The organism is Amycolatopsis speibonae (assembly GCF_042647925.1).
In the GTDB taxonomy this organism is placed as follows: Bacteria; Actinomycetota; Actinomycetes; order Mycobacteriales; family Pseudonocardiaceae; genus Amycolatopsis; species Amycolatopsis speibonae.
In genome coordinates, this window is the sequence record NZ_JBHRWK010000042.1 from 32,480 (window position 1) to 48,954 (window position 16,475).

General features: G+C 69.2%; 16 protein-coding genes. 6 read left to right on the forward strand and 10 right to left on the reverse strand.

The window, feature by feature from the left end:
• Nucleotide 1: 1 nt before the first annotated feature.
• Both ACFOSH_RS25870 and bioB read right to left on the reverse strand, forming a co-directional pair.
• The gene (locus ACFOSH_RS25870) at nucleotides 2-1,147 is read right to left on the reverse strand and encodes an 8-amino-7-oxononanoate synthase (RefSeq protein ID WP_378241651.1); all 1,146 of its coding nucleotides are present in this window, start codon (nucleotides 1,145-1,147) and stop codon (nucleotides 2-4) included.
• Nucleotides 1,144-2,184: a biotin synthase BioB gene (gene bioB, locus ACFOSH_RS25875; protein WP_378241652.1), complete on the reverse strand. Its 1,041-nt coding sequence runs from the start codon at nucleotides 2,182-2,184 to the stop codon at nucleotides 1,144-1,146. The genes ACFOSH_RS25870 and bioB overlap by 4 nt, the downstream gene beginning before the upstream one ends.
• A gap of 80 nt (nucleotides 2,185-2,264) precedes the next feature.
• Between bioB and ACFOSH_RS25880 the strand changes: the two genes are divergently transcribed.
• On the forward strand, nucleotides 2,265-2,807 hold the full coding sequence (locus ACFOSH_RS25880; protein ID WP_378241653.1) for a TetR family transcriptional regulator: 543 nt from the start codon (nucleotides 2,265-2,267) through the stop codon (nucleotides 2,805-2,807).
• A gap of 240 nt (nucleotides 2,808-3,047) precedes the next feature.
• On the forward strand, nucleotides 3,048-3,806 hold the full coding sequence (locus tag ACFOSH_RS25885; RefSeq protein ID WP_378241654.1) for a hypothetical protein: 759 nt from the start codon (nucleotides 3,048-3,050) through the stop codon (nucleotides 3,804-3,806).
• A gap of 11 nt (nucleotides 3,807-3,817) precedes the next feature.
• Here ACFOSH_RS25885 and ACFOSH_RS25890 read toward each other — a convergent pair whose 3' ends face one another.
• A complete protein-coding gene (locus ACFOSH_RS25890; RefSeq protein WP_378241655.1) occupies nucleotides 3,818-4,450 on the reverse strand; it encodes an MBL fold metallo-hydrolase in 633 nt (210 codons plus the stop codon).
• Nucleotides 4,447-5,532, reverse strand: coding sequence for an S-(hydroxymethyl)mycothiol dehydrogenase (locus ACFOSH_RS25895; protein ID WP_378241656.1), 1,086 nt, complete (start codon nucleotides 5,530-5,532; stop codon nucleotides 4,447-4,449). The genes ACFOSH_RS25890 and ACFOSH_RS25895 overlap by 4 nt, the downstream gene beginning before the upstream one ends.
• Before the next feature lie 151 nt (nucleotides 5,533-5,683).
• On the opposite strand from ACFOSH_RS25895, the gene ACFOSH_RS25900 reads away from it, so the two are divergent.
• The 3 genes from ACFOSH_RS25900 (at nucleotide 5,684) to ACFOSH_RS25910 (ending at nucleotide 8,757) form a co-directional block, all read left to right on the forward strand.
• The gene (locus ACFOSH_RS25900) at nucleotides 5,684-6,943 is read left to right on the forward strand and encodes a helix-turn-helix transcriptional regulator (RefSeq protein WP_378241657.1); all 1,260 of its coding nucleotides are present in this window, start codon (nucleotides 5,684-5,686) and stop codon (nucleotides 6,941-6,943) included.
• A 276-nt stretch (nucleotides 6,944-7,219) separates the two neighbouring features.
• The gene (locus tag ACFOSH_RS25905; protein WP_378241658.1) at nucleotides 7,220-8,044 is read left to right on the forward strand and encodes a L,D-transpeptidase family protein; all 825 of its coding nucleotides are present in this window, start codon (nucleotides 7,220-7,222) and stop codon (nucleotides 8,042-8,044) included.
• Between the two features lie 26 nt (nucleotides 8,045-8,070).
• The gene (locus tag ACFOSH_RS25910; RefSeq protein WP_378241659.1) at nucleotides 8,071-8,757 is read left to right on the forward strand and encodes a choice-of-anchor P family protein; all 687 of its coding nucleotides are present in this window, start codon (nucleotides 8,071-8,073) and stop codon (nucleotides 8,755-8,757) included.
• A gap of 200 nt (nucleotides 8,758-8,957) precedes the next feature.
• On the opposite strand, the gene ACFOSH_RS25915 is transcribed toward ACFOSH_RS25910, so the two are convergent.
• The 3 genes from ACFOSH_RS25915 to ACFOSH_RS25925 all read right to left on the reverse strand — a co-directional run bounded on the left by ACFOSH_RS25915 (nucleotide 8,958) and on the right by ACFOSH_RS25925 (nucleotide 13,371).
• On the reverse strand, nucleotides 8,958-10,988 hold the full coding sequence (locus ACFOSH_RS25915; RefSeq protein ID WP_378241660.1) for a hypothetical protein: 2,031 nt from the start codon (nucleotides 10,986-10,988) through the stop codon (nucleotides 8,958-8,960).
• Nucleotides 10,989-11,025: 37 nt separating this feature from the next.
• Nucleotides 11,026-12,267 (reverse strand): ATP-grasp domain-containing protein, encoded by a 1,242-nt coding sequence (locus ACFOSH_RS25920; protein WP_378241661.1) that lies wholly within the window; start codon nucleotides 12,265-12,267, stop codon nucleotides 11,026-11,028.
• Nucleotides 12,268-12,489: 222 nt separating this feature from the next.
• On the reverse strand, nucleotides 12,490-13,371 hold the full coding sequence (locus ACFOSH_RS25925; protein WP_378241662.1) for an EamA family transporter: 882 nt from the start codon (nucleotides 13,369-13,371) through the stop codon (nucleotides 12,490-12,492).
• A gap of 58 nt (nucleotides 13,372-13,429) precedes the next feature.
• Here ACFOSH_RS25925 and ACFOSH_RS25930 point away from each other — a divergent pair, with 58 nt between their 5' ends.
• Nucleotides 13,430-13,900: a MarR family winged helix-turn-helix transcriptional regulator gene (locus tag ACFOSH_RS25930; RefSeq protein WP_378241663.1), complete on the forward strand. Its 471-nt coding sequence runs from the start codon at nucleotides 13,430-13,432 to the stop codon at nucleotides 13,898-13,900.
• A 6-nt stretch (nucleotides 13,901-13,906) separates the two neighbouring features.
• On the opposite strand, the gene ACFOSH_RS25935 is transcribed toward ACFOSH_RS25930, so the two are convergent.
• The 3 genes from ACFOSH_RS25935 to ACFOSH_RS25945 all read right to left on the reverse strand — a co-directional run bounded on the left by ACFOSH_RS25935 (nucleotide 13,907) and on the right by ACFOSH_RS25945 (nucleotide 16,371).
• A complete protein-coding gene (locus ACFOSH_RS25935) occupies nucleotides 13,907-14,731 on the reverse strand; it encodes an SAM-dependent methyltransferase (protein ID WP_378241693.1) in 825 nt (274 codons plus the stop codon).
• Between the two features lie 384 nt (nucleotides 14,732-15,115).
• Nucleotides 15,116-15,550 carry a GbsR/MarR family transcriptional regulator gene (locus tag ACFOSH_RS25940; protein ID WP_378241664.1) on the reverse strand — a complete coding sequence of 145 codons (435 nt, stop codon included), beginning with the start codon at nucleotides 15,548-15,550 and terminating at the stop codon, nucleotides 15,116-15,118.
• Nucleotides 15,547-16,371 carry an alpha/beta fold hydrolase gene (locus tag ACFOSH_RS25945; protein WP_378241665.1) on the reverse strand — a complete coding sequence of 275 codons (825 nt, stop codon included), beginning with the start codon at nucleotides 16,369-16,371 and terminating at the stop codon, nucleotides 15,547-15,549. Before ACFOSH_RS25945 ends, ACFOSH_RS25940 begins: the two co-directional genes overlap by 4 nt.
• Between the last annotated feature and the right edge of the window lie 104 nt (nucleotides 16,372-16,475).

The window sequence follows — 16,475 nt, forward strand, 5'->3', positions numbered from 1 at the left end:
CTCAGGCGCTGACGGATTCCGCGTGTGACAAGCGAGCCGCGAGCCGCGCCGCCCGCTCGGCCTGCTCGGGATCGACGCCCGCCCTGGCGACGAGCCGCAGCCGGGAGACGCCGTCGGGGACGCTCGGCGGGCGGAAGCAACCGACCACGATGCCTTCGTCGAACAGAGCGTCGGCGGCGGCCACGGCACGGTCGGCGGAATCCGCGGGAATCGACTGGACCGCGCCGGGCGCGTGCGGGACCCCGGCGGCGTCGGCGATCACCGACGCGATCCGGTGCAGTTCGCCTGCCCGTTCCGGTTCCGCCGCGATGATCCGGCAGGCTTCCGCGGCTCCGACGGCCGCCGCGGGGGCGAGCCCGGTGTCGAAGATGAACGTCCGGGCGGTGTTGACCAGATGCTCACGCACCAGCGGCGGACCGAGTACGGCACCGCCCTGTGTGCCGAGCGCCTTGGACAGGGTCGCCGTCACGACGACGTGCGGCGCGCCGGACAGTCCGGCGGCGTGGACCGCGCCTCTCCCCTGGCCCGCCACCCCGATCCCATGTGCCTCGTCCACGACCAGGAGTGCGTCGTAGGTGATACACAGCGCCGCGACGCGCGCCAGGTCGGTCGCGTCCCCGAGTACGGAGTAGATCGACTCGACGACGACCACCGCCCGGGTCTGCTCGCGCTCCCGGAGCAGCGTCTCGAGCGCGACGAGATCGTTGTGCGGGCAGATCCGCACGGGTGACCGGGACAGCCGGGCACCGTCGATCAGCGAGGCGTGGACGTGCTCGTCGGAAACGATCACCGTGTCCGGGGAACCCAAGGCGGCGAGCAGACCGACGTTGGCCGCGTAGCCACTGGAGAACGCCAGACACGATGGCTGCCCGGTGAGGCGGGCCAGTTCCCGTTCCAGTTCCACGTGGCCCGCCGTCGTTCCGGTCACGACCCTCGACGCGCCCGCACCGGCGCCGTACGTCTCGATGGCCCGGATCGCGGCCGCGCGGACCCGAGGGTCGGCGCCGAGTCCGAGGTAGTCGTTCGACGCCAGATCCAGCAGGCCGCCCCGGGATCCCGGGTTGCGCCGGACGTCGGTCCTGCGCACCAGGCCTGCCCGCCGCCTGTCCTCTTCGGCACGGACGAGCCACTCCAGCAGAGCGCTCATGCGTTGGGGGCGACAGCCGTGCCGGCACCGCGTGACCGGACCAGGACGTCTGTCCGATGTGGACTTTCGTCGGCACCGAGGATCTTGAATCCGGCGTCGGCGATCATGTCGAGGTCGGCCTTCGCGGCCTGTCCCTCGCTGGTGAGATAGTCCCCGAGGAACAGGGAATTGGCCACCTGCAACGCGAGCGGCTGCAGCGAGCGCAGATGCATCTCGCGGCCGCCCGCCATGCGGATCTCTTTCGTGGGACAGGCCAAGCGCGCGAGCGCGAGGATCCGCAGCGAGCGCAACGGCGTCAGCTCCCAGGTGCCCGCCAGCGGCGTGCCTTCGAAGGGCATCAGGAAGTTGACGGGAATCGAGTCGCTGTCGAGGTCACGCAGGGCGAAGATCGCGTCGATCAGTTCGTCGTCGCTCTCCCCCATGCCCACGATCAGCCCGGAGCACGGGGAAAGCCCCGCCTCCTTGGCCTTCTCGACGGTGGCCACGCGATCTTCGTAGTCGTGCGTCGAGCAGATCTCCGAGTACCGGGACTCGCTCGTGTTGAGATTGTGGTTGTAGGCGTCGACACCGGCGTCGCGAAGCCGCTCCGCCTGGCCGTCCCGCAGAATTCCCAGGCAGGCACAGACTTCCACGCCGGAGTGGGCGGATTTGACGGCCTCGACGACGCCGGCGACCCGGTCCACGTCACGATCGCTCGGCCCGCGCCCGCTCGCGACCAGGCAGACCCGGGACGCGCCGCCCTCGATACCCGCCGTCGCCTGCTTGACCGTCTCGTCGGCCGAAAGCCACGAGTACTTGAGGATCTGCGCCGACGAACCGAGCCGCTGCGAGCAGTACGTGCAGTCCTCCGGGCACAGTCCGGACTTGAGGTTCACCAGGTAGTTGACCTTGACCCGATCCCCGAAGTACGCGCGCCGGAGCCGTCCGGCCGCGACGACCAGGCCGAACACCTCGTCGTCGGGGGTATTCAGGACCGCGCGGGCGTCGTCACGATCGAGGACACCGCCTGCCAGCTGGCGCGAGGCCAGGTCATCCATCGTTTTGAACACCTTTCAAATCGTAGATGGGCGCCGAGGGCCGCGCAAGGTGCCCCGACGGCGGCGGGCACAATGGCCCGGTGAAGGTGACGCGAGCGCAGATCGTCGACGGCGCGTACGAGCTGCTCCGCGAGCGTGGGCTGAGCAGCCTGTCCATGCGGCGGCTGGCCCTCGATCTGGGCGTGCAACCCGGCGCGCTGTACTACCACGTCGCCAACAAACAGGAACTGCTCGCCGTGGTCGCCGCCCGCGTCCTCGCCGACTTCCCGGCGTCACCCGCCGATCCCCGCAGTGCCGCGCGAGACCTGCGCGCGGCACTTCTCCGGGTCCGCGACGGCGCCGAGGTCGTGTCCTTCGTGCAGGCGTACCGGCCGGATGTCCTGACACCGACACGGGCGCTGAACCGGTTGTTCGCCGAACAGTTCGCCGACCGCCAAGCCGAATGGGCCGCCCGCACGATCGTCCACTATGTACTCGGCTTCGTCGCGGAAGAACAGAACCGGGCCGAACTCGTGCGCGCCCGCATCGTCGACGACGAGCCCGCCCACGAGCGGGAATCGGCGGAGGCCTTCCTGTTCGGCGTCGACGCGATCCTAACCGGCCTCACCGCTCGCGCCGGATGAAAAGCCTCGTGAATGGCGAAAACGGTCAGGGGCCAAGGGTGTCGCCCGTCCGGTCACGCGTGTCGCCCGTCCAGTCACGTGTGCCGCCCATCTGATCACAAGTGTCGTCCCGCTGGTCACGCGAAAGTACCGGCTCAGGCCACCTGCCTCGTGAGTGGTAAGTGCCGTTCTAACGGCACTTACCACTCACGAGGATATTCCGTGGCGGGCGCTTCCCGTCCTGTGGAACCATCCACGGCCATGGGGAAGCCTCTCGAGGATCTGTGCGCGGTGCTGCGCGAAGTCGAAGACCCGGACCGGTTCATCCGGCCGCAGGACTTCGACGAGCACGTCGCGCGCGAACGATTCGACGCGCTGGCCCGGCGGCTGGGCGACGACTTCGGGCCGGTGGCCGAGGCGCGGGCACCGGACGGACAGGTCCAAGGGCGGCTGTCGCTCGCCGACCCCGCCGTCGAAATCGTGATCGGCAAGTTCGGTGACACACTCTGGACGTCCGACACCATCCCCCGTGCGGTCCGGGACGTACTCATCCGGGACTTCAGCTTCGGCTTCATCGCACCGTTGAGCGCTCTCGACAAACCGGCGCCGGGCGCCGAGGCGCACCGGCCACTCGACGCCCGGACACCGGCCGCGCTCCAGGAGCAGATCCTGGACCTGCCGTCTTCCCCTCCGGAACTCGCCGCGCTGAGGGATTGGCTCTGCCGCGAGCTCGAAATCCCGCGGCGGGTGGGTCCCGGGAAATCCGAGACCCACCCCGAGCAGCAGCTCCTCACGGAGGCCGAACGCCTCCGAGCTGTCGTGCTCGCCGGACGCGAAGGGCGCGAAGCGAAGCGCTGGCTGATGATCGACGACGCCATCCTCGCGGCGCCGAACATCATCGGCCCGCTGCCCGCGATCATCCGCCTGTTCGGGGTCCGCTTGCCCGCGGCTCAGGACCTGCTCTTCGAACGGCGTGCGCTGCTCCCCGAACTCCGGCCATACGCTGGCGCCTTTCTCTGAGCCGGCGAGACTCAGTGGCCCCGGGCGATCCATTCGGCCAGGTGTGGCGCCTCGATGCCGATGGTGGTCCCGTCGCCGTGGCCGGTGTGGACCCGGGTGTCGTCCGGCAACGCGAACAGCCGCTCCTTGATCGACGAGATGATCGTCGGGAAGCTGGAGAACGAACGTCCGGTCGCCCCCGGCCCGCCCGAGAACAGCGTGTCGCCGGAGAACAGGGCCTTCGCCTCGGGCAGGTGCAGGCAGACCGAACCGGGCGAGTGCCCCGGGGTGTGGAGCACTTCGAGATCCGTGCCCGCGACGGCGATCCGCTCGCCGTCCTCCACGCTCCGGAACTCGCGCCCGGGGTGGGTCATCTCCCACAGTTCCCGGTCGGCGGGGTGCAACAGGACCGGCGTGTCGAGACGCTCACCGAGCTGCGGAGCGACGGTGACGTGGTCGTTGTGCCCGTGCGTGCACACGACGGCGACCACGCGACGGCCGCCGACGGCCTCGGTGATCGCCTGCTCGTCGTGCGCGGCGTCCACGATCACGACCTCGGCGTCGTTCCCGACGAGCCAGATGTTGTTGTCGACCTCCCACGAGCCGCCGTCGAGTTCGAAGACGCCGCTCGTGACGACACGTTCGATCCGCGGGTCCCCGCTCACAGGATCACCACCGAGCGCAGCACTTCACCCGCGTGCATGGTGTGGAACGCGTTCTCGACGTCGCCGAGCGCGATCCGCTCGGTCACGAACCGGTCGAGCGGCAGCCTGCCCTGCAGATGCAGGTCGATCAGCATCGGGAAATCCCGCTCCGGCAGGCAATCGCCGTACCAGGACGACTTCAGCGCGCCGCCGCGGGAGAAGAAGTCCAGCAACGGCATCTCCAGCCGCATGTCCGGCGTCGGCACGCCGACCAGCACCACGGTGCCCGCCAGGTCGCGCGCGTAGAAGGCCTGCTTCCAGGTCTCGGGACGGCCGACCGCGTCGATGACGACGTCGGCGCCGAAACCGCCGGTCAGTTCCTGGACAGCGGCGACGACGTCGGTCTCCGTGGCGTTGACCGTATGCGTCGCGCCCAGACCTCGCGCCCACTCCAGTTTCCGCTCGTCGCGGTCGACGGCGATGATCGTCGCCGCGCCGGCCAGGCGAGCGCCGGCGATCGCGGCGTCGCCCACTCCCCCGCAGCCGATGACGGCCACCGAATCGCCCCGGCCGACGCCGCCGGTGTTGACCGCGGCGCCGAGACCGGCCATCACACCGCAGCCGAGCAGGCCCGCTACCGCGGGATCCACGGCCGGGTCGACCTTCGTGCACTGTCCGGCGTGGACGAGCGTCTTGTCCGCGAACGCGCCGATGCCGAGCGCGGGCGTCAGCTCCGTGCCGTCGGTCAGCGTCATCTTCTGTGCCGCGTTGAAAGTGTCGAAGCAGTACTGCGGCCGTCCCCGCTTGCAAGCGCGGCACTGCCCGCACACCGCGCGCCAGTTGAGGACGACGAAGTCACCGGGCCGCACGGAGTCGACGCCGTCACCGACGCTCTCCACGGTGCCCGCCGCTTCGTGCCCGAGCAGGAAGGGGAATTCGTCGTTGATGCCACCGTCGCGATAGGTCAGATCGGTGTGGCAGACCCCGCAGGACGCGATCGACACGACGACCTCGCCGGGTCCCGGGTCGGGGATCACGATGTCCGTCAGCTCGACCGGCGCCCCCTTCGACCGGGCGATCACCCCGCGCACCTGTTGTGGCATTCCCTGATTCCTCCGCTCGGCGACGAAGACATGCGCGGCGGCGCATGCCTGACGCGAGGCTAAACCGGGACGGAACTGACCGCGACCTGACCGTCGGTCGAGGAAAACCTGGTCTTTCGGCCAGGTCGGGGGAAGAGCTAGGCTGACCATGATGCCCGAATCCGTCGACCTGCCCGCGCTGCGCGACGTCGTCGAGGGCCCGCTGGCCGAGATCGCCGTCCGGTTCTCCCGGCTACTCGCCGAGGACTGGCCGCACCAGGCCCTCGTCATCTTCACCTTGGAATGTACCGGCAGGCCGCGCAAGGTCACCGGCGCGAAAGAGATCACCGACAAGGTGGCCATCCGCGAACTCGAGGCGCTCAAGTCGCTCGTCGAACCCGGCGGGCACCTGACCACGACGGCCACTCTCGGCGGCGCCCCGCGCCCGGTCTGGGCCGTGCGGGATCCGGGCGGGACACTGCTCGTGCTCGTTCCGCGACCCAGCCGCAAACGCTTTCCCCAGCCCGCGCGGCTGGCGGAGATCTTCGGCATCGTCGCGACGTCGATCCGCCAGCAAGTCACCCAGGCCAGCCCCGACTACCTCGCCGAGTCGCGCGCGGCGTCCAGCGAACGCGCGCGCACGATCGTGGAGATGGCCGCCGCACACGAAACCGCGCTCGTGACGATCCTGACCGCGTTGCGCTCCACCCGGTTGGACGACCACCGCGCCCGCCTCGTCGCGACCGACTCCGCCTCCGCCGCGCTGGTGGCGCTGAGGTCGGCGCACCAGGCGGATCTCGCGCTGTCCGAGGAACCGGCGCACATCGCGTTCGGCAGGCTCCGCCGGGAAGTCCGGCAGGTGATGCGGCACCACGACGCCGAAGTCGAGTTCGTCGCGCCCTCGAAGGACGGGCGGCCGCTGCCCGGCGAGGTCGCCCACGCCGCCCGCGCGATGACGTGCACCGCGGTGCTCGCGTTCACCACCCAGCCGGATCTGAGCCGCCTCCGCATCGCGTGGACGAGCGACGAAACGGCCCTCCACCTCGACGTTCGTGACCAGGAATCCGGCAGCCTCGACGTCGCGGGCCTGCGCCTGCAACTCGACGGGCGAGCGAAGGCACTCGGCGCCACCGCCGAGGTGGACGCAGTTCCCGGCTGGGGCAGCCGCGTCACCGTCGTCCTCCCTTTCGAGCCGAAGTCGGACAGGACCGGCGAGGCCGTGCTCGCCGACCTCAACCGCCGCGAACTCGAAGTGCTGCGGCTCGTGGCGCGGGGACAGCGCAACAAGACCATCGCCGCGGCGCTCGGCATCACCGAGAGCACGGTGAAGTTCCACGTCGCGGGCGTGCTGAGGAAACTGGACGTCGGCTCCCGAGGCGAAGCCGCCGCCTTGGCTCTGACCGCGGGGATCGCCGCCGGACACTCCGCGTGATCACCGCGCCAGGCCGCACTGTCGTTTCCCACCGAATGGCCGCAGGCACAAATACGCAGAGTATGTTTACTTCCGGCGTTACAAAAATCGCCCTTTCGCCTCGATCGAGTGAACTCGGGCAAACGCCCGTGAACTGCGGAAACTCCGGAAAACCGCAGGCAGATTCGCTCTGAATAGGCACCGCACACATTGATCAGCGCACGACCTTGCTGTTAGAGATAGCCGTCCCGGATTCGCATCCCGTTGCGAATGACCCTGCGCATGGACAGGCATTGAATGACCCGACTGCAGACCTCTTGCGGTGGCGCGCGCCCTCGTGCGGCTACCGCGCTCCTCGCACTGGCGCTGGTGGTGCTGCCGCTGGCCGGCTGCGGCGCCACCCAGGCCGAAGGCGGCGGGGCGGCCGCCCCCGTGGCCCCGCACTCTTCGTCGCCCGAAGCGCTGGCCGCCTTGCCCGAAGCGAACACCTTCGGCGAACTGAAATCCGCGCCGGCCGACCCGGCCCACGAGCTCCCCGCGGGCGGCGAAGTCCTGCACCCGAAGGCGGACACGGCCGTCTACAGCGCCCCTGGTGCCGAGCCGATCGCCCGGCTCCCGGAAACCCAGATCGGCTCCCCGACCTGGGTCCCGGTGATCGCCCGGCAAGGCGACTGGGCGCAGGTGCTGCTTCCCACGCGTCCCAACGGCGCGACCGGCTGGCTGCACGCCACCCCGGAAGCCGTGGAATCGGCGCACAACGACTTCGAGGTCCGCGTGGACCTCGCCGGATTCCGCCTGGAAATCCTCGAAGCCGGTAAACAAACCGGCTCGTGGACCATCGGCACCGGCAAGCCCGAACACCCCACTCCCGCCGGCCGCGCGTTCATCCTCGCCTCGATCAAGGAGAGCGTGAACACCTACAGCCCGATCGTGCTGCCGCTGAGCAACCATTCCGATTCGCACGAGACCTTCGGCGGCGGACCCGGCACGGTCGGCCTGCATACCTGGCCGGACAACAGCTTCGTCGGCAAAGCCACCAGCGACGGTTGCATCCGGGTCACCCGCGAGGCACTGAACCGCCTCGTCGAGTTGCCGCTCGGCACCGTCGTGCACATCACCTGAATATTCGAACCACGGAGGTAATTCCCTTGTCCCCACGCACAACCGGCGTGCTCGCCTGCACGGCGGCGGCCTGTCTGGTCCTCACCGCCGCCCCCGCCATCGCCGCCCCGGCCGAATCCGCGTACGCCATCGCCGCGTCCGGTCTGGTCAAGATCCCTCGCACACCTTCGGTTTCCGGGCAGGGCAAGGAATCCCTCGCCTCGGTGGCGCTGCCGACCGAAGGCCCGTCGCTGGTCGGCGCGAAGGCGCTGAACGCCGCGGTGAAGCCGGGACACGCCGAATCCAGCGTCGCCGGGCTCGCCCTGAACCTCGGCCTGCTGCCCACCGGTGCCGCTCTGCCCGGCCTGAGCGCCGAGGTGATCGAGTCCGAGTGCCGGAACGGCAAGGGTTCGGTGTCGATCGCGAACCTGAAGGTCGGCGGCAAGACGATCAAACTCGACCAGGTCGCGCCGAACACCACCATCCCGGTGGCCTCGCTGCTCGAACTGACGGTGAACAAGCAGACCAAGAACGCCGACGGAACCCTCACCGTGACCGCGGTTTCGGCCAAGCTGCTCGGCAAGACGCAGACCTTGGACATCGCTTCGGCCACCTGCGCCAAGTCCGCGGACGAAACTCCGGAGCCGCCGACCAAGCCGGGCGACAAGCCCCAGCCCGGCGGCAAGGCGCCCAAGCCCACCCCGGTCCCCGCGCACCTGGACGTCACCGGCTGACGTTCCGCTGCGGGTCGGGTCAGGGGTCCTTCATGTACTTCAGGCGACCAAAACGACGGCCCAGTGGGTCGTGAGCGGCGGCGAAGGTGGCGCTGAGAGGCCGCGTGAAATGTCACCCAGGGTGAAAGGTGTGTGGAAATAGGGACGTTGAACGTCCCTATTTCCACACACCCAGCGCCTGAGAGCGGCCCACGACCCGGCTAGGTCTGCGGGGTCTTCGAAGCCTGCAGCGTGCCGCCCGGCAGCCGGTTGGCTCCCCAGCTGCGTTCGATGTAGTCGACGATCCGCGTGATGTCCTCCGCCGGCACCTTCTCCGGTTCACCGTGTTCGAGCGGGTCCGTGTGGAAGATGTAGAGCCGCGAGGCGAACTGGTCGAACGGCAGCGAGGCCTCGCCGAACCGCTCGCCGTTGCCCGCCGTCGAGACCACGACGCCGTCGCCCCAGTCCTGTCCGCTGTCGTTGTTCGGGTTGTAGAAGTACACCCGGGTGACGTCCTGCGGATCGGCGGTGACCCGCAGGATGGTGATCGCGTGCCAGCCGACGTAACGGGCCGCGCTGTCGGTGACGGCGACCCCGGCGGGCTGCGGGTGGATCAGCGGCTGCCCGCCGTTGTAGGCCGGGTGGTAGCTCACGTGGAACTGCCGGAAGAACGTGTCGAGCCCGATCAGGTTCCCGGTCTCGACGTCGACGTTGATCCGGAACCCTCGTGCGGCCCACCAGCCGTGGAATTCGGGGTTGACCCAGCGGTGCGGATCACCGGGCCTGCCGATGCAGCGGCGCCCCATCTCGGCGTAGATCCGGTCCAGGTGCGGCACCACGAGCAACGACACCGGATCCAGATCCGTCTGAGGGGTGGTCGCGACTCCTCCGGCGCTGTCGTTCGACGAGATCGGCTGGCCTTCGAAATGCATGACGATCTCGTCGTCGCGGGCCGCCCAGACCACGATCTGCAGCAGGTAGTCCGGGTCGTTGTAGGCCCACATCGAAAGCGCGCGGGCCGACTGGCAGGTCGGGTTGTCACCCTGTCCGACGCCCAACGGCAGGCCCAGCATCGACAGCACGCCCGCGATCAGCCTCGCCTCGGGTCCCGGCTCGTCGCCGAACACCGTCGTCAGCCGCTCGCGCGCGCTCTCGGACAGTTCCAGCCCCAGCTGACGCCACAGCGCGGGCACCATCGGCGGCGCGTGCAGGATGCCGCGGTCGAGGAGCAGCGCCAGCCCGTAGACGCACTGGGCGGTCTGCGTGTGCACCGCCACCTCGATCAGCCGGTGGATCAGGTCGCGGTGGCGCAGCAGGCAGTTGCGGCCGGTGTCGGACAGGCCGAGTGCCTCCCCGAGCAGGTAGTCGCTCTTGTGCCGCAGGAACCGCAGCAGCTCGGCGTGATACGGCGAGACCAGCCCGGTGTCGTGCATCGCCCTGGCGAACCCGGTGGCCTCGTACTGCAGGCCACCGTCGTCCATCGCCTCCAGCCGGGACCGGAAGACGTCGACGCCCGGGTCCTCCCGGCAGGCCTCCGTGGTGCCGAACAGCGCGCTGATCAGCCTGTCGATGCCCTGCCCGGGGGCGCTGGCGAGATCGACGTCCGGATCCCCGCGGTAGACCGCGATCCGCGTGATCAGCGACTGCACCTGCTCGACCTGGATCGGACGCTGCCGCAGGATCCGCCAGATCTCCTCGACCAGCTTGTCCAGCACACTCTCGTAGCCGATCTCGTCGGCGACGTGCCGGAACAGATCCCTGATCAGTCGCGCGGTCCGGCCTCGCCGTCGTTCCGCCTCGGTGGGCGGGGTGAACAGCAGTTCCAGGTTCAGCGCGAGCACCTGGGACAGGAACTCGCGAGCGTCCTCGGCGGACATCGTCGGGTGCGCGTAGTCACCGTGGGCGACGGCGAGCGTGCGCAGCTCGCTGCACGCCTCCATCACCACGGTGTCCGCGTCGCCCGCGTGGAGACCCGGCCCGACCAGCGCCGGGATCAGGATCTCCGGGGTGGCCCAGTCCGTCCCCTGGAAGAGGCCCGCCTCCTCCAGTACCCGCGCTCTGGCCTGGACAGCCGCGGCGCCGCCCGGCTGCATCAGGACCCGCCGCAACGCCTCCAGGATCCGCCGCAGCTTCGTGTGCTTGCCGAAGTCGCGGGTCTCGGCCATCACCTTGATGGCGTCGTCGAGCGAGGCCACGCGTTTGTCCAGCGTGGCGGCCGCGCCTTGAACATCGACGGTCGGTTTCAAAGGCATCCCTCGGGTCGGTCTCCTGCGCGCGCGGGGCTGCCCGTCAGACGTAGAAGTCGAACTCTTCCTGTTGCTTCAGCAGGTCACGCATCTCATAGGAATCATCGCCGAAGAAGTACAGCAGACCCCAGTGGGTACCGAACGCGGTCCGTTTGGTGACCGTCTCCTCCAACGGCGCCGTGAGGTCGTGTGACTCGTAGTAGTCGTGATCCTCGGTTTCCGGCGGAATCCGCAGCTCACTGACCACGCGGCGGCGCGGGTAGACCCCGAAGCAGCCCGCGACCCCGGTGGCGTCGTCGACCTCCTGGGGGAAGAACGCGTCGATCTCCTCCTCGGTCGTCTTCGGGTCGAAGGCCAGCGCCAGTCCCTGGTAGGCGTTGAACCCATAGGCTCGTTCGAGCAGCTCGAACACCTTGAAACCCGGCGGCCGGTAGGCGACCTCGCCGAAGTACATCTCACCGTCGTTGGTGACGAAGTACTCGGGGTGCACGAAGCCGAACTCGATGTCGAAGGTCTTGATCAGCTTCTCGATCTGCGCGGTGATCTGCGGCCGGTACCGCTCCAGTTCCGGAGTGGCGGGCACGAACACCGAGTAGCCCAGCGTGACGTACTCGGAGATGTTGAGGAACTTGATCTTCCCCTGGTGGATCCACGCCTCGACGGCGAACTCCCAGCCGTCGAGATGCGACTCCATCAGGACCGGGAACTCCTCCTCCGGGATCGCGTCGACGTCGTCGGGTGTGCGGACGACGCGGTGCCCGAGGCAGCCGGCCTTGTCGAAGGCCTTGAGGTGGATCGGGTCGTTCGGATCACCGTCGAGTTTGAGCAGCGTTTGGTTGACCCGCTTGAGAAAGCGGATCACGTCGTCCCGGTCGTGCGCCTCCTCGAAGATCCCGACCCGGATCCCGCCGAGCTGCGCCCGCCGCTTCATCAGCGACTTGTCCCGCAGCAGCATGGCCTGACCGAACAGGCGCGGATTGTCCATCAGGACGGCGTTGATCGCGCCCGCCCACTCAACGGTTTCCTCGAACAGCGGGATCGCGACGTCGACGCCTTCGCGTTGCAGCGTCTCGGCGATCTCCAGCGAGCGGTCGTTGAGCCGCTCGAAATTCCAGGGCAGATAAGGAATATCGTGTTCCACACAGTACTTCTCGGCCCAGTCCGGCGCGACGACGACATAGCGCCTGTCGAACCGGTCCAGTGCCTCCACAGCGTTGAGGCTCCATCCTAAAAGAGCTACGTACCCTTTGTTCGGATCCTTCGTGGCCGCTTCGAGTCGCGTCATAGACCGTTCCTCCGTGTCGGCGTCGTCAGCTCCTCGCCGGCATGGCTGCCCAGACCCACACCTGGAGAGTGACACCACCCGCCGACAGGAAGCTGCAAGTAACGCTAGGCGACATCCGGCCGGTCCGCAGAACGCACGATCGTTCACGAACGAGTCATATGTCACGTGCTGCCGTAAGTCCACAGTAGACAGACGCATCGGGAAGAAGTCCCGTGCGCGGACTCAGCGACCGCGCAGTTCCAGCGCGACCGCGCCGAGTACCAAAGCGCCGCCGACGAAAGCGCCCACCCACAGCGGCTCGTCGAGCAAGGTCGCGCCGATCGCGGCACCGACCAGTGGCGTGACGTAGGCGTACGTACTGACCAGCGAGGCAGGCGCGCTCTCCAGCAGGCGGATGTAGAGCATGAACCCGACGAGCGAATCGAAGACGAGCAGGAAGACGGCGGCTGCGGCCGAAGTCCAGCCGACCTCCGCCCATCGGCCCGGATCGAGCTGGCCGAGCGACAGCGCGACCACCAGCAGCACCGTCCCGCCGGCGAGCAACTGGACCGCACTGGCGACCACCCGGTCGAGCGGGCGGTCGACGTTCGCCGTCAGAAGGCTTCCCGCGGCCCAGAGGATCGGCGCGACACAGAACGCCACGACCGCCCAAGGCGCCCCGCCGATGGCACTGCCCGGCGCGGTCAGCACGACGAGCACGATGCCGCCGAACCCCGCCACGAGGCGGATCCACGACGCGACCGCCGCCCGGACCCCGGTCAGGCTACCGAGAAGCACCACCCACAGCGGAATCGCCGCGGCGAGGATCGCCCCGAGGCTGGCCGTCACCGCGGTCAACGCCACCGTGGCGAGCCCTTGCCCGCCCACCAGCAACAACACCCCGGCGGCCGTCAGGGTCCACACCTGCCGTCTCGTGGGCCGCGGACGCCCGCGCGCCACACCGGCGAGCACGATCCCGGCGAGCAGGAAGACCAGCGCCGCTCCCCCGACCGGCGGGATCGTGGCGACCATCAGCTTCATCGCCGGGATAGCCGAACCCCAGCACACGTAGAGCGCGAGCAGCAGGAGCACGGTGCGATCGGCGGGTACGGCTGTCGTCCCCATGACAGTATGCTGTCATCGACGACAGCATACTGTCAACGCGGAGACAAGGAGCGTGACGGTGAGCGGAGCAGTGGACGCATACCGGCTGCTGATCGCCGACGTGTACGAACTGGCGGGCCTGAGCCGCCGGATCGGCGAGCGCGAGGCCGTCGGCGAAGGGACCACCGTCGCGCGCTGGCACGTCCTGAGCGCGGTGTCGGAGGAACCGGCCGCCGTACCGGAGATCGCGCGCCGGCTCGGGCAGGTGCGCCAAGGCGTGCAGCGCGTCGTCGACGACCTCGTCGAGTCGGGTGACCTGTTCCGGCAGCCGAATCCGGGCAACCTCCGGTCGCCCAAGGTCGGCGTCACCCCGGCGGGCCGCGCCTTGCTCGACCGGCTCTGGGAAGTCAGCGAGCACTCGCGTCAAAGGGTCACGTCGACCGCCGACCTCGACGAGGACAAGCTGCAGGAGGCCCGCGACATCCTGCGCCGGCTGATGCTTTCCTTGCGGGAGCTGGAAAGCCGCCAGAACGACGACCGGGCCACCTGACGCGACTCAGCGAGTGCGGGCCACGCCTGCCAGACCGCGCGAACGAGCGGCTTCGGCGTCGGATTCGGCGGTGCCGGGCCGCCATTGGGGCAGCCACACCAGACCGGGCTCGACCAGTTCCAGATCCCCGAAGAACTCGGCCACCTGCTCACGCGACCGCATGATCGCGGTGTGGTTGGTCCGCCGTCCGTACTCCTCGGCCACCCGCTTGCCCGCGTTCCGGGTCTCGACGTCCTCGGGCGCGACATAGATGTGCGACACCGCCAGGAAGCTCCCCGGCGGCAGCATCGCGCGATGGAAACCGAGCACCGCGTGCGGGTTCTGCTCGTCTGGCATGAAATGCAGCAGGGCCACCAGCAGGAGCCCGACGGGCTGGGTCCGATCGATCAGGCCGGTGTCCAGCACGCGTTCCCACAGCTGGGCCTGGTCGAAGAAGTCGGCGTCCAGCGCGGCGTGCCGGGCCGGGTCCGCGGTCTGTTCGAGCAGGATCTGCGCGTGCGCGCGGGCGATCGGCTCGTTGTCGATGTAGACCACGCGGCATTCGCCCGGTGCCACCTCGTCGGCGACTTCGTGCACGTTGCCCTGCGTCGGCAGCCCGGAGCCGATGTCCACGAACTGCCGGATCCCCTGCCCGACCATGAAGCGGACCGCGCGACCGAGAAACGCCCGGTTCGCCCTGGCGAAGTCGCGGATCTCCGGCAGCACGGCGAGCTGCTTCTCGGCGAAAGCCTGGTCGACGGCGTAGTTGTGCGTCCCGCCGAGCAGGTAGTCGTACACCCGCCCCACCGAGACCTTGTCCACCGCCGCACTCAACCGTGCGGCCTCATCCATGCTCATCTCGATCCCCCAAGATCTTCGCAAGCGGCGCGTCAAGTACCGGCACAGTACCGGATCCGGGATCAGCCGGGCGCGGTTTGCCGCAGGCGCAGGCAAAAGCAGGCACCCCGGGCGGGTACCGGGTGCGTACCAGGCGTCTCCGCCGTTGACGCGGGCGAGATTGCGGACGATCCACAGTCCCAGCCCGGCCCCCTCGGCCCTGCGCTCACTGCCCGGTCCGCGCCGGAATCGCTGGAATCCGATACCGCCTCGCGGCTCGGTCACGCACTCGACACCAGGATCACGATCGAACAGGCCATCGGCGCCTTGGCGGAACGCCCGCACGTGACCGCCAACGACGCCTTGTCCATGCTCTACGGCTGAGCCCGGCGGGCGGGACTACCGCCGCCCCCGCAGCATCTGCTCACCGGCGTCCACATAGGACTCGAAGAACGCGGCGACCTCCGAGAGGCGGGACCTGGCGTGGTCGTCCTCGGCGCTGTCCGTACCGTCCCGGAGCACCCGGATGAAGGCCCGCGTCCGTTCGTGGCTGGCGGCCAGGAGTTGTTCGAACCCGCCGACCGCCTCGATGAGGAGGCGGCGGCTGCCCGGCTGCGGGATGGTCCGGGCGAGCCCCCAGGAAACCAGGTCCCGGACGGCCGTGCTCACCGCGCCTTTGCTCAGTTCCAGTGCCGCGCCGAGTTCGTCGAGCGACGCCGGGGCGGCGTTGAGCAGGAGCCTGCCGTAGACGCGACCGGTGGCACGGGGCAGGTTCCACGACGCGAGGAAGTCGCCCATGGCCGTGACGAACCGCGCGTGCTCATCGGCTGTCACGACGGGCGCCCGTCGATTCGCGTGCCCCAGCCGTCGATGATGTCCCGGACGGCCCGTGTGGCCGCGTCCGGCGCGTCCAGGGTGACGACGTGGCCCGCGCCGGGGACAACGTGCTCGGTCACGCCTTCGACCTTCGCCCAGCGCGGCATCGCGGTCGCGATGTTGCCGGTACCGTCGCCGCCGCCACGAATGAGGCCCAGCGGCACCGGCGTACGGTATTCCGGATCAGGGTCCACGAACGACACCGTGGCCCGCCAGACATCGAGGAACACGCGCTTGGGCATGCGCGCGAAGACGGCTTCCGCCCCGGCGATCCCCTGAGGCGTGACGGCCGACGCCTTGGCCATCAGGCCCGGAAGCCGCGAGGCGGGGACGATCGCCAGTGAAGGCGCGGCGAGTTTCAAGAAGAACCGCTCGGCCGCGGTGAGCGGACCGGTGTTCCAGGTGGAGTCCACGACGATGAGGCCGGACGCGCGTCCGGGGAGTTCGCGGACGAGCGCCTGCGAGAGGTTCCCGCCGAGCGAATGCCCGACGAGGATCGGCCGGTCGAGACCGAGATGATCGAGGAGGGCGATCAGATCGCCGAGTGTGGTCGCCGCGGTGAATCGGGCACCCGGCGCGAGTTCCGACCCACCGTGACCGCGCTGATCCCAGCTGACGACCCGGTGGCCCGCCTGGTGCAGGGCGGCCGCCTGCGCGTCGAACATCCGGTGGTCCATCCCGGCGCCGTGGGTGAAGACCACGGGCCGCCTCTCCCCCGCGAGATCGCCATACCGCAGTACGGCGCCTTCCCTGGCAAGCTCGCGATCCAAATTCACCATTTACTAAATATAGCGTATCCGAGTCGCGGGCCGACGCCGGGATCGCCCGGGTTATGATCTTCTTTCGCGCAGCGGCAACGAACGCTCAAATCCGAGGAGACGAC

Coding starts and splice junctions, on each gene's coding strand:
- ACFOSH_RS25870 (WP_378241651.1), bottom strand. CDS start 1,147: ATGAGCGCTCTGCTGGAGTGGCTCGTCCGTGCCGAAGAGGACAGGCGG.
- bioB (WP_378241652.1), bottom strand. CDS start 2,184: ATGGATGACCTGGCCTCGCGCCAGCTGGCAGGCGGTGTCCTCGATCGT.
- ACFOSH_RS25885 (WP_378241654.1), top strand. CDS start 3,048: ATGGGGAAGCCTCTCGAGGATCTGTGCGCGGTGCTGCGCGAAGTCGAA.
- ACFOSH_RS25895 (WP_378241656.1), bottom strand. CDS start 5,532: ATGCCACAACAGGTGCGCGGGGTGATCGCCCGGTCGAAGGGGGCGCCG.
- ACFOSH_RS25900 (WP_378241657.1), top strand. CDS start 5,684: ATGCCCGAATCCGTCGACCTGCCCGCGCTGCGCGACGTCGTCGAGGGC.
- ACFOSH_RS25905 (WP_378241658.1), top strand. CDS start 7,220: ATGACCCGACTGCAGACCTCTTGCGGTGGCGCGCGCCCTCGTGCGGCT.
- ACFOSH_RS25915 (WP_378241660.1), bottom strand. CDS start 10,988: ATGCCTTTGAAACCGACCGTCGATGTTCAAGGCGCGGCCGCCACGCTG.
- ACFOSH_RS25920 (WP_378241661.1), bottom strand. CDS start 12,267: ATGACGCGACTCGAAGCGGCCACGAAGGATCCGAACAAAGGGTACGTA.
- ACFOSH_RS25925 (WP_378241662.1), bottom strand. CDS start 13,371: ATGGGGACGACAGCCGTACCCGCCGATCGCACCGTGCTCCTGCTGCTC.
- ACFOSH_RS25935 (WP_378241693.1), bottom strand. CDS start 14,731: ATGGATGAGGCCGCACGGTTGAGTGCGGCGGTGGACAAGGTCTCGGTG.
- ACFOSH_RS25945 (WP_378241665.1), bottom strand. CDS start 16,371: ATGGTGAATTTGGATCGCGAGCTTGCCAGGGAAGGCGCCGTACTGCGG.